This is a genomic window from Psychrobacter sp. D2 (assembly GCF_013608135.1).
Classification (GTDB): Bacteria; Pseudomonadota; Gammaproteobacteria; order Pseudomonadales; family Moraxellaceae; genus Psychrobacter; species Psychrobacter cryohalolentis.
This window is the reverse complement of sequence record NZ_JACDXZ010000002.1, coordinates 349774-365106: the sequence shown is the minus strand read 5'-3', so window position 1 is coordinate 365106 and position 15333 is coordinate 349774. Positions and strand designations below refer to the sequence as shown.

Here is a 15333-nt window from a genome sequence, read left to right as displayed (position 1 = left end):
TTACCGTAAGATGAAAAAAACCATGACTTACATAACTGGGATTAAAAAAGTAACTGCCATGTAAACTTTGGTCTTTATCGCTCTGTTGCGTAACATCCGTTACCAAACTCATACTTCAGCTACAAGCATAACAACTTTGACATAATTTGCAACATTTTTTTGAAGCTTTAATTGGGAAAAACTTTCAAACCCACCCTCTGTATAAGGTTTTACCTTAAAGAAAATTTTGACAAAAAACACCCCTACTCGTTTAAAACGAATAAGGGTGAGAATTACAAAGGAAATCAGAAACGCTAAAAATTTTGGCAATTAACAGTACTAAAAATTGACAGTCACTTACCTCGCTTAAAGGGTGCTGATTGCTAAATTCAGTCTTGTTTTAACTTTTAGCAGCCAACACTGGCTTTTAGATCTAGACGTGCTTGATGCAATAATGGCTCAGTATAACCACTTGGCTGCTCGCGACCTTTAAACACCAAATCACAAGCGGCTTTGAAAGCATAGGAGTTGTCCAAGTCAGTTGCCATTGGTTGATAATCAGCATCACCAGCATTTTGCTCATCGACGATTTTAGCCATACGTTTCATAGCGTCCATCACTTGCTGCTCGCTGACCACATCATGGTGTAACCAATTAGCAATATGCTGACTTGAGATACGCAATGTCGCACGATCTTCCATCAAGCCGACATCATTAATATCAGGTACTTTAGAGCAACCAACACCTTGGTTTACCCAACGTACGACATAGCCTAGGATGCCTTGAGCATTATTATCAATCTCTTGCTGTTTTTCTTCTTCAGTCCAATTTGTATCTGTTGCCAATGGAATGGTTAAGATATCATCTACGCTAGCGCGCGCACGTGATTTCAGACTGTCTTGAACCTCAGCAACATTGACTTGATGATAGTGCATGCTGTGTAAGGTAGCGCCCGTTGGAGATGGCACCCATGCCGTATTGGCACCTGCTTGCGGATGGGCAATCTTGGTGTCCATCATCTCTTGCATTTCATCAGGTTTTGCCCACATGCCTTTACCAATCTGCGCGTGACCTTGTAAGCCTACTTCAAGACCGATATCGACGTTCCATTGCTCATAAGCAGGCAGCCACGTTTGCGACTTCATATCGCCTTTGCGAACAAATGGACCTGCATTCATACTGGTGTGCATCTCATCACCTGTGCGATCTAAGAAGCCGGTATTGATGAAAATAACACGCTCTTTTGCTTGGCGAATGGCTTCTTTTAAGTTGACCGTCATACGGCGTTCTTCATCCATAATTCCGATCTTTATCGTATAACGCTCTAAGCCCAGTAGGTCTTCTGAGGCGTTAAACAAGTCATTCGCCATCTTCACTTCATCAGGACCATGCATTTTTGGTTTAACAATATACATTGAACCTTTACGTGAGTTTGATAGCTCGGTTTTACCTTTTAAATCATTCAATGATAATAAAGGCGTAATCAAACCATCCATTAAACCTTCGAAAACTTCTTCTTGACCATTGCCTAAATCTACCAAAATCGATGGATTTTGCATGAGATGTCCGACGTTACGTAGCAATAAAAGTGAGCGACCTGGCAAGGTCAGCGTATCACCCTCTGGCGTAGTATATTCGCGATCAGGATTCTGTTTACGCGTACGGGTCTTGCCGCCTTTCTCAAAGGTTTCTTGCAAATCGCCATTCATCAAGCCAAACCAATTACGATACGCTTCAACCTTCTCTTCTGCATCAACAGCAGCGATGGAATCTTCACAATCTTGAATCGCGGTCAGCGCCGACTCTAATAACACGTCTTTGATATGTGCAGGATCATCTTTGCCAATGGGATGATTGCCATCAATTTGAATCTCAGCATGCAAGTTATTGTTCTTTAATAACACAGCGCTAGGACTATCAGCGTCGCCTACAAAACCTGCAAACTGTCCAGCATCTTTTAGTTGCGTGCTGCTATCGCCTTGCGCAATTTCAAGCTTACCATCAACGACTCTAAGACCTGTTACATCGCTATAGGAGCCTGATGCTAAGGCAAAGTTTTCATCTAGGAATTTTTTGGCATAAGCGACGACGGCTGCGCCACGTGTTGGATTGTAGCCACCTTTTGCTTCTTGACCATTTTCATCACTGATAACATTGGTGCCATATAAAGCATCATATAAGCTGCCCCAACGCGCATTATTGGCGTTCAACGCATAGCGGGCATTACGTACTGGTACTACCAGCTGCGGTCCTGCAATGCGGGCAATCTCATCATCGACGTTTTCTGTGCTGACACTGAATGCTTCGCCTTCTGGCAACAGATAGCCAATTTCTTGTAAAAATGCTTTGTACGCTGGATAATCAATATCGCCATTTTTGGTAGGATGTTGCAGGTGCCATTGGTCAATCTGTCCTTGAATCTTAGCACGCGTTGCAAGCAGTGATTTATTACGTGGCGTAAACTCTTTGATGACCTTTTCGAAACCTGACCAGTAACCGTCTGAATCAATACCGACTTTCGGCAGCACTTCATTTTCGATAAAATCGAACAGCTGCTGATCAATGGCAAGAATGCCTTTTTGAACACGATTGGCATTAGAAGACTGGCTCATACTGTTATCCTTATCTGTTTGTTAGATTTGTTGATACTGGGTTGCTAAAACATACCTCGTCCATGTACACAGTCATGCAAAAGGGCGCATAAAGCAGGGTTGCAAAGTAATAAATAAGCTACAAGCCAAGTAAATTTGCTGCTGCGTTACCTCGGCTGTCATTATTTGAGCAGTATTTAACGTTGTATTATCTAGATAGGTTTTACATAAAGATAGGCTATAAACCTTAGATTTTGAGACGCGATTGATAGTTGATATACTATTGGCTACCTGCTATCAGCTGACAAGCAATAGTAAGACAAAATACGTTAAAAGCAAAATATTATCCTACTACCAAATAAGGCAATAAACAAGGAAACCCCATTTAGTAACTAAATGCTTGTGCTGTAGATAAATGATAGTCTATATACTATATGCGCCAGCAACGATTATCTTACTATCCTATCCTACTATATTACTCACAAGTATAAACTGTAAGTAATCATTACGATATTAATTTATGCGTAATGGTTATCTATCATATCAAAGTATTTTAGAGAATTTAAATACATATCGCGCGTATATATCTACTTTTTTTCATTATTTTATTCATCCACTCATCGATAAAGTCTAAGCAAACCATGACCATAAACCAAGAAAATACATCCATACCTAAAACTACTTCTAATTTGCAATCTGAGCCTTCAACTACAGTAGGAAGCCAATTTGCAATAGATTCTGAAGATAACAGTAGTAATGATAGCGTTGATATCATTTCTATTACCCAACTCAGCACGCCACTAAAGGTAGATTTATCGCCTATTTTCGATTTCTTGGGCGCACGAACCTCACAAGCTTGGGTCAACGCCGCTGTTAATAACTTACCGCTGATTATTCAAGACCATGCCAATTGTGAAAAAAAGGCCGCCGGTACCGCGATGAATCTCATCTTTCGCTATGAGTTCTCTTATGATTTACAGCGTAAATTGGCACAATTGATACGTGAGGAAATGCTGCACTATGAGCAAGTGCTCGGCATTATGAATGAGCGCGGGCAAGCATGGAAATATCTAAGTGCTGGACGCTATGCCAAAGGGATGCTAAAACACAAGCGCACTTATGAACCCGCTGCAATGGTAGATGTGCTGATTATTGGTGCATTTATCGAGGCACGTTCTTGTGAGCGTTTTGCGGCCCTTTCTGAGGTTATCAATGATGAGCGTTTGGCAAAATACTATCGTTATTTATTAAAATCAGAAAGCCGTCATTTTGAGGATTATTTGGCACTAGCGCAGTCATTGTCTGAAGACAATATCGATGATCGTGTGGCATTCTTTAAAGAAGTGGAAGCAGAGTTGATATCAACTCCAGATACTGAGCTGCGTTTTCATAGCGGCGACCCTATTGCTCTCTAATTTATTAAATCTATAGTGAGTTAAATATAAAAGAGTTACGCTCAGAATAGCATTATGCTGGGATAAATTTCTCTCGCTTGCTGTGCGCTTCGCACTCCAGAGGCTTTGAAAAGTTTATCCCAGCAGTACTGTGTTCTTTTTAAATTCAATCGACTATGCTATCAATAAAACAAAAAAAGGTGTTGCAAGCGACATATCGTATGTCATTACTTGCAGCACCTTTTTCAAGTTATCTGCATTGACTAAATGTTTTAAAAATCTTTTTCATCCGGATTTAACACACGGGTTTGAGCATTATCAATATTTGCATAGCGATTTAAATCATTAATCCCTACGCTTTTAGCTCCTTGATCAATAGTGGTATGTTCATTGATACCATCATCAAAAGCATTGCCCTCTTGATCGCGGCGATCTGGCTGACGGGCAGCATTATCGCCATCATTAACATGTTCTGAGCCTACCACACTCTCTTGGAACGTATCTGTTCCTTTATTGATAGTGGTATGATTTTCAATACTATCATCGGTAGACATCACGTTATGACTATTATGATGAATGTCTTCATGTGTATGGTCACCATGCTGGATATCATCGCTCGCATATCTAGTGCCAATGACTGTTTCTTGAAATGTCTCGGTGCTTTTTTCCGTATTATCATGAGCTGCGCTGGTGTCGACCGTGCGCGCAGGCGTATTTTCGATATGACCATCATTACTGTTGAGAAGCGTTTTGGTTAATGCCGGATCTTTCGTTTCCATCGTAATATCCTTATTTTTAATTTATCTTTCTTGTTATTTCTTTATCATCTGACATCTGACAATAATCATTTGTATGTGAGTTTAGATAGTCATGACGATGAAAAACTATTCATTGCCTTTTTGCGATAAATCATAGGCGTTTAGATCGCCAACATTTTTTCCACCTGGAGGCAGATTTTCTTCTTTGCGTGGGTCAGCGTATATCTCATCCGTCTCCTGCGACTCCTGCTGAGGTCCATCAATTTCGGGTTCGTGCTTACGACCTTCATAACTGTCCGATGGATTATCTGGATGCAGCTTCGCTGGATCGTTGACGGATACGGGCTTTTCATTATTTGGGTGCATGTTGTTAGTTTGAGTATTGTCTGACTGACTATCATGTGACATGGCATTTCCCTCGCTTTAGTAGTATGGAGTTCAATAATTTTTTGCTAACTATTTGTCTGTACGTAAATCATCGTTGATAAAAGAAGTTTGCTCTTCTTCTGTTAATAATTCTGGTGCATCAACTGGCTTGCCATTTTCTAAATTTTTCTCAATCTGCTGGCTGTCTGATTCCTCAGCGGCTTTTTTGATATCTGAGCTATTATTGTTGGTGTGACTCATGGTGAAATCCTGTTTTCTTATTGAGATACGTCATAAGGGTGAATTTTTATATCTATCTATCTAATTATAAGAATAAATTTGATACGCTCACCAGTGTACTGCCGTATAAATATGTGAATAAGTGTGAGCTTACCAGACAGTTTGTAACCAGAAAGCAGGATTGGTAGGCAAAAAAAACCAAGCACAGAGTAATCCCTATGCTTGGCTGTTATATTTGTTGAAAAAATTGGATAACATTAAAAATACTAAATGAGATTAACCAACTTAATAACCGCTAATAAACAAGACAGTTATACCGGCTCGCCAACACGATTAATCACTTTTAATAAATGCTCTTGAGCAATGTGAGGCGCTTCATCCGCCGCTGGCTTGGTTCGTTGCCAGTTACCGTCACCGCTGAGTATCCACGCTTGCTTATTGTCTTGGAGGTAACTCAAAAGTCCATCTTGATAAATTTGCTTAGACAATTTTTTATCTTCAATGGGAAATGCTACCTCTACACGGTGGAACAAATTACGATCCATCCAATCGGCGCTGCCACAGTACAATCGCTCATCACCATCATTATAGAAGTAATAGATGCGAGTATGCTCCAAAAAACGACCGATAACAGAACGTACGGTGATATTCTCAGACAGACCCTTCACTTGCGGACGCAGACAGCATATGGAACGCAAAATCAGTTCAATTTTGACCCCTGCTTGTGACGCATCATATAGTTTATCAATCAAACGACGTTCGGTTAAGGCATTTACTTTGACAATAATATGAGCGCGCTTGCCCGCCTTGGCATGAGTAATCTCATCATCGATAAAGCTCATCAATTTATCATGCAAGGTAAATGGTGCATGCAATAGCTTTTTGAGATTAGCAGGTTTACCCATGCCGGTCAGCTCTTGGAATATCTTGTGGACATCTTCTGAGATATCAGGATCCGCGCTGAATAATCCATAATCGGTATAGACTTTAGCATTTGCTGCGTGATAATTACCCGTGCCTAAATGCACATAACGGCGCATTTTCCCCTCTTCGCGGCGCACGATGAGCATGAGTTTAGCGTGGGTTTTGTAGCCAACAATACCGTAGACCACTACTGCCCCTGCCTCTTGCAGATAGTTGGCAACAGCAATATTAGACGCTTCATCAAAACGCGCGCGTAACTCAATGACTGCTGTCACTTCTTTACCATTACGTGCTGCTGCGGCTAGCGCTTTGACAATTTCTGAATTGGTACCTGAACGATAAAGCGTTTGCTTAATCGCTAATACTTTTGGATCACTGGCAGCTTGCCAAAGTAAATTAATAATCGGCGAAAAAGCATGGAACGGATGATGCGCCAATACATCGCCTTTACGCATGGCAGCAAACATACTGGTTGCTTTATCAAGCTTGTCGACTTCGCGGCGAAACGGTTTTGGTATCACATGGGTGAAGGGCTGATAACGCAAGGACGGGATATTAAAATCAAACAACAAACGCGTTAAGTTGACAGGTCCATTGACGCGGTATAATTGGTTGTCATGTAACTCAAACTCATTAAGCAAATAATCACTAATTGGCGTTGGGCATTCAGTAGTGACTTCAAGGCGCACTTTATCACCAAAGCGGCGGTTTTCAAGCTCACCTTCTAAGGCTTTGGCAATGTCATCAACATCATCTGCCAAGTCCAAATCCGCATTACGCGTCAGTCTAAATTGATGACAGCCGGTGACATTCATACCAGGGAATAGCTCACCGATATGCTCATGGATAATCGCTGATAACATCACATGGTGCTCTTTGCCACCAGTCAATTCATCAGGCAGGCGAATCACGCGCGGCAAGCTACGCGGCGCGGGTACGATTGCCAAATTGATATCGCGACCAAAGGCGTCTTTGCCCTCTAACGTCGCAATAAAGTTCAAGCTTTTATTCACCAAGCGCGGGAATGGATGCGCAGGATCAATGCTAATAGGTGTCAATACTGGCGAGACTTGCTCAGTAAAATAGCGCTTCATCCATGCGGATTGCTCGCTATTCAACTCATCGCGCTTTAAATAACGAATATCCTCAAGTGCCAGTGCCGGCAAAATATCTTCATTTAAAATACGGTATTGCTCAGCGATGGCATCATGAGTCACTGCTGATATTTCATTAAGAATTTCACTGGGACGCATACCATGTACACTGGTCGACACATCACCCAGATTGAGCTTTTGCATAATACCAGCAACGCGAATTTCAAAAAACTCATCGATATTGGATGAAAAAATCATTAAAAAGAATAAACGCTCAAGCAAAGGATGGTGGGGATCTGCCGCTTGTGCTAAGACCCGCAGATGAAACTGTAGTAAAGACAAGTCACGATTGATATAGCTGCTGGGTGAATAATTACCATCTTCCGAGCGTTGCCAATCAATCTCGGTTAAAGCCTGGTTGCCATACGGATTAATAAGGCTTTCATCGGTAGGAGGATTGCTGGTATTAATGGCACCGTCTACTTTATCTGTGTCACTCTCTCTATTGACATCATTATTCTCATCAATATATGTCTCAATAACATCAGCGGTCTTATCACTATTACTGTGCTTATTATCCATCTCTACCACGCTCCACTCCTATGACTGTTATCAAACTGCTATCATTTTTATATCAATCTTATCCTATCAGCATTTTTATACTATACTTTTTAATTATTATTCTATTGTTACCGTTAATTCTAGCTATATTTAAGCAGACTGTGGCAATACAGCATTTTTCATACGCTTTTTTATGATACGTTGTTTATTACGCAGGCGTTTATCGCTTTGATGACTTTCATAGTATTTTGGATTGGTTAGCATGGCAATCAATAAGGCTGACTGATCACGATTGAGATTAGCAGCTGATTTATCAAAATAATACTGCGCTGCCGCTTCAACACCATAAATACCATTGCCAAACTCTGCTACATTCAAATACGCGGTCAAAATCCGCTGCTTATCCCACAATGTCTCAATCATTATGGTGAGAACTGCCTCTTCAGCTTTACGCGTATAAGAGCGATGCGAAGTCAAAAACAGATTTTTAGCCAATTGCTGAGTGATGGTTGAGCCGCCTGCCGACATCTTGCCAGTCGCTTCATTCTTTTTCTGTGCCGCCTTAATGCCTTTCATATCAAAGCCTTTATGCTGGCTAAACGTCGAATCTTCACTGACAATCGCCGCTTGCTTCGCAGATTTGGCAATCGCGTCATATTCAACCCAAGTTTGGCTAACATCACCGCCCATAATGCGATGGGTGAGCATAAACATGCTGTTATTAATCGGCTGCGTTTTCCAAATTAATAACAGCCCTGCAACCAACACATGGAATGCGACGACCAACACCATCAATGCCAATAAGAGTCGTTTGATAAATTTGCCAAAACTTGTCATGCGTGTTGTCCAAGTGATTGAAAAGATAGTTAGAGGAAGTAAGGAGCGCTTAGCCTAGCAATATAGGTCAGCAATTATAAATAGCAGCTCATCTTACCTAATCTCACAATCGCTGTCATTATTTACCCCACTTCTTTATCATGTCACATGAGTACACGTAAAAAATCAGCAAAAATGAACGTTGAATTTGTAAGCTTTGCCTTTAGGATTAATATAAGAGAATAGCTATGTACGAGAATAATAATATAAGCACATTGCGTGCTCATATGATTGAAGAAAAACCTGAGCTTGGTTCTCCTGAAAATATAACCAAATGGTGGCTACTCGGCACCTCAGGTTGTCATTTATGTGATACTGCTGAACAGCTGATAACACAGTTACAAGTGGTGCAACGCGTTACTTACGAGCCTGTCGATATTGCCGATTTCTCTGAGCCGCTTATGATGGCCTTTGCGACAACTATTCCCGTCATCTTGACACCGACAAAACGCTTAGATTATCCATTTTCAGTACTGGATTTACAGCGTTTATTGTAACCCTGCCAGCCCCTGCTCGCTTATTCAATACAGCCACAAACAAGCTTAATTCTTACTAATTCAAAACATTACATATCATTTTATTCAGTTTTAGCTAATATATTGATAGCTAATCTTTCCCTTTTTATTATAAGCTTAAGGTCATCTGTATAATAATACAGTGAGTGTCGACAATTTAGTGAGCAAAGGAATGCCACCATGAATCAGAGCCAAAGACCTGATAAAGCTGCTTTAGTAGAGCTATTTCGCGATTTTATTGAGCCTCAGTACGTGATCAATGATGAGGAGACTCAAAAGCCTTTTGAGTGTGATGGCTTATCGGTATATTGCGATATGCCACTCATTACGGTGCTCCCAAAAACCGTTGAGCAAGTTTGTGAGGTAATGCGAATCTGTTATCGCTATCAAATCCCTGTGGTCGCGCGCGGTGCCGGTACGGGTTTGTGTGCAGGCGCAATGCCCAACCCTGATGGCGTCTTATTGGTGTTGTCACGATTTAAACATATCCTTGATATTGATCCACTTGCCCGTAGCGCACGTTTGCAGCCAGGTGTCCGTAACCTTGCTATTAGTGAGGCGGCTAGACAATATGGCTTGTATTATGGCCCAGACCCCTCCTCACAGATTGCCTGCTCCATCGGTGGCAACGTCGCCGAAAACTCAGGCGGCGTCCATTGTCTCAAATATGGTCTGACCACTCACAATTTATTAAAAGTTGAGATGGTCACAGTCGAGGGGGATCTCATTACTATTGGTAGTGAAGGTCTTGATAGCAACGGCTTTGATTTGATGGCTTTGATTACTGGCTCTGAGGGTCTACTTGGGGTGATTACTGAAGTGACGGTCAAGCTGCTACCTAGCCCTGAAAAGGCTCAGGTCATTATGGCCGCTTTTGATAATGTTCAGACCGCAGGGGACGCGGTCGGCGGCGTGATTGCCAAAGGTATTATTCCAGCCGGACTTGAGATGATGGATAGCCCTGCCATCATAGCCGCCGAAGCGTTTGCTCATGCAGGCTATCCAATTGACGCCCAAGCTTTGCTGCTGTGTGAGTTAGATGGCAGCGAGGCGGAAGTTCAAGAACAGATTGCAGAGGTTGAGCAGCTGTTTATCGAGCTTGGCGCAACCACAACACGTGTCTCACAAAGTGAGGCGGAGCGCGCCTTATTGTGGAAAGGTCGAAAATCTGCATTCCCCGCTGTCGGACGAATATCCCCTGACTACTACTGCATGGATGGCACCATTCCGCGTAGCCAACTTGCCCATGTCCTAACCGAAATGCAAAAACTCTCAGATGAATACGGTCTGCGCGTCGCCAACGTGTTTCATGCTGGGGACGGCAATTTGCACCCGCTTATCTTATTTGATGCCAATGTCCCAGGAGAGCTTGAGCGCACTGAAGAGTTCGGCAGCCGTATTTTAGAGCTTTGCGTCAAGGTAGGCGGCTGCATAACTGGTGAGCATGGGGTTGGCGTCGAAAAAATCCGCCAAATGACGATTCAGTTTAACGATCAAGAGCTGACACAATTTCATGCAATCAAGCACGCCTTTGACCCAATCGGTACGCTAAATCCAGGTAAGGGCATTCCAGTGCTCAAGCGCTGTCAAGAGTACCGTACCCTTGACAGAACGCAACACAACCATGATTCTCAACCACAGCAAGGAGATCTGGCATGACAGACATCAGTCAAGAGCTGATTGCGCGAGTAATGCAAGCCAGCCATGACGGCACAGCCCTACAAATCATGGGCGGGGGCAGTAAGCAGTTTATGGCACGTGAGCCAATAGGCGACCCCATCAGTCTTAGCGAGCACAAAGGCATCATCAGTTATGAGCCGATCGAATTGGTGCTGACTGCTCGTGCTGGAACCTCAATTACTGAGATTAATAGCGCATTGGCCGAACACAATCAGTGCTTAGCATTTGAGCCACCGACATTTGACGGACAAGCAACCTTGGGCGGTACATTGGCTTGCCACTTATCAGGCCCAGCAAGACCTTGGAGCGGTTCAATAAGAGACCATGTCTTAGGCATTCGCCTGATTAATGGCCATGCAGAAGAACTGCGCTTTGGCGGTCAGGTGATGAAAAACGTCGCCGGTTATGATGTCTCACGGATGCAAGCAGGCGCGATGGGCACTTTGGGTATCATCACTGAAGTCAGTCTAAAAGTCATGCCTAAGCCTGCCGCCACTGTGACTATTAAGCAGGAAATGGACGCTGCAAAGGCTATTGAGACAATGAACCGTCTCTCAGGACAATCCAAACCCTTGACAGGGGCTTGTTGGTTTGACAATCATTTGTATTTGCGCTTGGCAGGCGCGCGAAGTGCGGTAGACAGTACTGTCAACCAGTGGCAAGGCGCAATATTAGAGGATACAGATGCGTTTTGGTCAATGCTTCGTGAGCAGCAATTGGATTATTTCTTAGACGCGTCCTCATTGTGGCGGTTTTCTGTAAAAAGTAGCGCGGCGCATATGCTACCAGAGGAAGATTGGCTGATTGATTGGGGAGGATCACAGCGCTGGCTTCGTGGCGACTTTACCGTGGACAAATTAGAAGCGCTCGCTGAGGCTGCAGGTGGTCAGGTCAGCCTTTATCGCGGTGGTGACAGGAGTCAGGAGGTCTTTCATACTCAGTCTGAGGCGCTCCAAAAGCTCCACCAACGCCTCAAACACGCCTTTGATCCGAATGGTATTTTCAATCCCAATCGTTTATACAGCTGGATGTAAATTAGCTCGATGACAAGGAAGTCGTAATGCGAACTCAAATCAATATAAAATATCTGGATCACCCAGATATTCAAGAAGCCGATGATATTTTGCGCACTTGCGTTCACTGTGGATTTTGTAATGCCACGTGTCCCACGTATCAAGAGCTTGGCGATGAGCGTGACGGTCCTCGCGGTCGTATTTATTTACTAAAACAAATGCTTGAAACTGGTGATGTTAGCGAAAAATCCCAACTTCATTTAGACCGTTGTTTGACTTGTCGTAGCTGCGAAACCACTTGCCCCTCTGGGGTAAAATATGGCCGCTTGGCTGAAATCGGCCGTGATATTATGGAAGAACAGCTGTCGCGACCTGCCGATCAAAGGCTTAAACGTTGGCTTATCAGAAAGGTGTTGCCCTATCCGCATCGCTTCGGGTTTCTTTTAAAACTCGGGCAATTGTTTCGCTCCTTTTTGCCTCGCGACTTAAAAGCCCAAGTCCCTGTTAAGCAAATCACCCGTCCGCGACCATCACAGCAACACTCGCGTCAAATGCTGGTGCTAGAGGGCTGCGCCCAACCTTCTGCCACTCCCAATACCAACAATGCCGCCGCCCGAGTACTTGATAGGCTAGGCATCAGCTTGATTGCTGCGCCAGATGCCGGATGTTGCGGCGCTGTGAGCTATCACATACCTGCTCATGAAGAAGGGCTTGCGTTTATGCGGCGCAATATCGATGCGTGGTGGCCATATATTGAGGCTGGGGCTGAAGCCATTGTTATCAGCGCTTCAGGCTGCGGCTCGATGGTCAAGGAGTACGGCGAAAAACTCAAACATGACGACGCTTATGCAGCTAAAGCCAAGCGTATCAGTGCACTGACCCGAGACCTGAGTGAAATTTTGATCAAAGAGGACCTAGAGAAGTTGGTAGTAAAACAGACGAATCGCAAGACCGCTGTCCACTGCCCATGCTCGCTACAGCACGCTCAGCAGTTAGGCGGTCATGTTGAGCAGATATTGCAACGCGCTGGGATTGAGCTCTCTAAAACCCAAAACGGACATTTATGCTGCGGCTCTGCTGGTACTTACTCGCTCCTTCAGCCTAAGCTTAGCCAGCAACTACTCACCAATAAAATCAACGATCTTACCATCGATAACCCAGATCAGATTGTGACAGCCAATATCGGATGCCAATTGCATTTAGGCAGCCATGCGTCCGTCCCAGTCAAGCATTGGATAGAATTGTTAGACCCACAATAGAACCAACTATAATGAGTTAAGCGGATTGTAAAGGACAATCATAATCAGCTCTTAACTACTTTAACAAAGAATACAAGGTCTCAGCTAATTTTTGAAATAAGTTCTCTACTGCCATTTGAATGACGCCCGCAGCACCAAAAAACTACGGGCTTCTTTTGGCTTAATACTGATAAAGAAAAAAGAAATATCCTTCAATGATATTTCAAAGATGACTTCAACTACATATACCAAGGACGGTTTATTATGTACACTTTTTTGGCCTTAGCGCCTATTCTGGTAGTACTCGTTTTGCTTGTAATGTTGCGGCTCCCTGCCAAGATTTCTATGGGCGTTGCCTATTTAGTAACCGCGCTATTAGCGTTGTTCGTTTGGCAAGCCAGTGGCGCCCAAGTCGCAGCCGCGACTGTAAACGGCATCATCGTCGCACTCACGCTTTTATTTATTGTATTTGCGGCTATTTTATTGCTGAATACTTTGAAGGAAGGGGGCGCTATTGTCGCTATTCGTAAAGGCTTTATGGATATCTCGCCCGATAGACGCGTTCAAGTTATCATTGTGGCGTGGTTATTCGGCTCGCTGATAGAAGGCTCATCAGGATTTGGTACGCCATCTGCTATCGGTGCACCGTTGTTGCTCGCTTTAGGTTTCCCAGCGATGGCATCAGTTATGGCTATGTTAATTATTCAGTCGACGCCCGTATCATTTGGTGCCGTTGGTACGCCAGTATTACTTGGCGTTTGGACTGGTATCAATGATAAGCCAGATATAACGCAAGCGATTGCACCACTCTCAACTGAAAACTATCTATTACAAATCGCGGGTAACATCGGTCTGATACATGCGCTGGTAGGCTTTTTAATTCCGTTACTTTTGAGTGGATTTTTGACTCGGTTCTTTGGTAAAAATCGCTCCTTCGTTGAAGGGCTCAAAGTATGGCCTTTTGCAATTTTTGCTGGTCTCTGCTTTACCGTTCCTTATTATTTGGTGGCTAGATACCTAGGTCCTGAGTTCCCATCATTGGTCGGCGGTTTTATCGGTCTTATGATTGTGCTTCCTGCAGCAAAGCGCGGCTTCTTGATGCCTAAAGAGATTTTTGATTTTGCGCCACGCGCTAAATGGGATAAAGACTGGCTAGGCTCGTTACCTGAAGAAAAGTTTGATGATTCCATTGCACCAAGATTTTCTTTGGTTCGGGCATTTTCTCCTTATCTCATCGTTATTGGTCTACTAATCATCACTCGAGTCATTGCACCGCTGAAGGCATTTTTGACTGGAGATTTGACCACTATACAATTTACCAATCTTTTTGGTACAACTATTTCTAGTAAAATCCAACTTGCCTATTCTCCAGGTATCATTCTAATTATTGTTGCCTTAATCTCTATCTTGTTGTTCAAAATGAACGGACAAGCCGTCAAACGTAGTTGGAGTAGTTCTGCAAAAACCATGGTAGCCGCCGCACCAGCCTTGCTGTTTTCGGTACCGATGGTACAAGTATTCATCAACTCCGGGTCAGCTGCTGAAGTCGCAAATTCGCTACCCGCTATGCCCATCTTACTGGCTGAGAGTGCCGCTGGTGCCTTTCAAAATGCATGGCCACTCGTGTCTCCGTGGATTGGCGCGCTGGGTGCGTTCATTGCAGGCTCAAATACCGTCAGTAATATGATGTTCGCTTACTTTCAGTGGTCAACCGCTAGTCAAATTGGCTTAGATGTCAATCTTGCTGCACAAGTAGTAGCACTGCAAGCGGTCGGTGGCGCAGCTGGTAATATGATTGCGGTACATAACGTCGTTGCTGCTTGCGCGGTGGTTGGTCTAATGGATAAAGAAGGCTATGTTATTCGCAAAACCTTAGTCGCAATGACATACTATGTGATTCAGGCAGGATTGATCGGTATGGGTATTATTTTCGGTCAAATGTGGTGGTGGATATTGGCTGTCATTTGGCCAATCGCATTTTTTGGAATCATGGCAATAACGAGTAAAAAAACCGTTACTTAACATGAGTTAGCTGTACTAGTAAATCTGTGAATCCGCACTCAGTACTTGAACTGACGCTATTATACTAACTATGATAGCGTCA

The 15333-nt window shown here is 43.5% G+C and carries 12 protein-coding genes; 6 read left to right on the top strand and 6 right to left on the bottom strand.

Going from position 1 to position 15333, the window contains the following annotated elements; translation table 11 throughout:
* Positions 1-386: 386 nt before the first annotated feature.
* Complete coding sequence (locus H0262_RS04245; RefSeq protein ID WP_181209805.1) at positions 387-2591, bottom strand: malate synthase G; 2205 nt, start codon at positions 2589-2591, stop codon at positions 387-389.
* A 620-nt stretch (positions 2592-3211) separates the two neighbouring features.
* On the opposite strand from H0262_RS04245, the gene H0262_RS04240 reads away from it, so the two are divergent.
* Positions 3212-3985, top strand: coding sequence for a tRNA-(ms[2]io[6]A)-hydroxylase (locus H0262_RS04240; protein WP_220432366.1), 774 nt, complete (start codon positions 3212-3214; stop codon positions 3983-3985).
* 251 nt (positions 3986-4236) lie between these two features.
* Here H0262_RS04240 and H0262_RS04235 read toward each other — a convergent pair whose 3' ends face one another.
* The 5 genes from H0262_RS04235 to mtgA all read right to left on the bottom strand — a co-directional run bounded on the left by H0262_RS04235 (position 4237) and on the right by mtgA (position 8744).
* Positions 4237-4743 carry a hypothetical protein gene (locus H0262_RS04235; protein WP_181209804.1) on the bottom strand — a complete coding sequence of 169 codons (507 nt, stop codon included), beginning with the start codon at positions 4741-4743 and terminating at the stop codon, positions 4237-4239.
* A 105-nt stretch (positions 4744-4848) separates the two neighbouring features.
* Complete coding sequence (locus H0262_RS04230) at positions 4849-5130, bottom strand: hypothetical protein (protein WP_181209803.1); 282 nt, start codon at positions 5128-5130, stop codon at positions 4849-4851.
* Between the two features lie 48 nt (positions 5131-5178).
* The gene (locus tag H0262_RS04225) at positions 5179-5349 is read right to left on the bottom strand and encodes a hypothetical protein (RefSeq protein WP_181209802.1); all 171 of its coding nucleotides are present in this window, start codon (positions 5347-5349) and stop codon (positions 5179-5181) included.
* A gap of 290 nt (positions 5350-5639) precedes the next feature.
* Positions 5640-7928 (bottom strand): polyphosphate kinase 1, encoded by a 2289-nt coding sequence (ppk1, locus tag H0262_RS04220; RefSeq protein ID WP_220432378.1) that lies wholly within the window; start codon positions 7926-7928, stop codon positions 5640-5642.
* A gap of 129 nt (positions 7929-8057) precedes the next feature.
* Complete coding sequence (gene mtgA / locus H0262_RS04215) at positions 8058-8744, bottom strand: monofunctional biosynthetic peptidoglycan transglycosylase (protein WP_181209801.1); 687 nt, start codon at positions 8742-8744, stop codon at positions 8058-8060.
* Positions 8745-8971: 227 nt separating this feature from the next.
* Between mtgA and H0262_RS04210 the strand changes: the two genes are divergently transcribed.
* The 5 genes from H0262_RS04210 (at position 8972) to H0262_RS04190 (ending at position 15251) form a co-directional block, all read left to right on the top strand.
* Complete coding sequence (locus H0262_RS04210; protein WP_181209800.1) at positions 8972-9280, top strand: glutaredoxin family protein; 309 nt, start codon at positions 8972-8974, stop codon at positions 9278-9280.
* 198 nt (positions 9281-9478) lie between these two features.
* On the top strand, positions 9479-10957 hold the full coding sequence (locus H0262_RS04205; RefSeq protein ID WP_011514205.1) for an FAD-linked oxidase C-terminal domain-containing protein: 1479 nt from the start codon (positions 9479-9481) through the stop codon (positions 10955-10957).
* The gene (glcE, locus tag H0262_RS04200) at positions 10954-12012 is read left to right on the top strand and encodes a glycolate oxidase subunit GlcE (protein ID WP_181209799.1); all 1059 of its coding nucleotides are present in this window, start codon (positions 10954-10956) and stop codon (positions 12010-12012) included. Before H0262_RS04205 ends, glcE begins: the two co-directional genes overlap by 4 nt.
* A gap of 26 nt (positions 12013-12038) precedes the next feature.
* A complete protein-coding gene (gene glcF / locus H0262_RS04195; RefSeq protein ID WP_181209798.1) occupies positions 12039-13250 on the top strand; it encodes a glycolate oxidase subunit GlcF in 1212 nt (403 codons plus the stop codon).
* A 243-nt stretch (positions 13251-13493) separates the two neighbouring features.
* Positions 13494-15251 (top strand): L-lactate permease, encoded by a 1758-nt coding sequence (locus H0262_RS04190; protein ID WP_181209797.1) that lies wholly within the window; start codon positions 13494-13496, stop codon positions 15249-15251.
* The last annotated feature ends 82 nt before the right edge of the window (positions 15252-15333 follow it).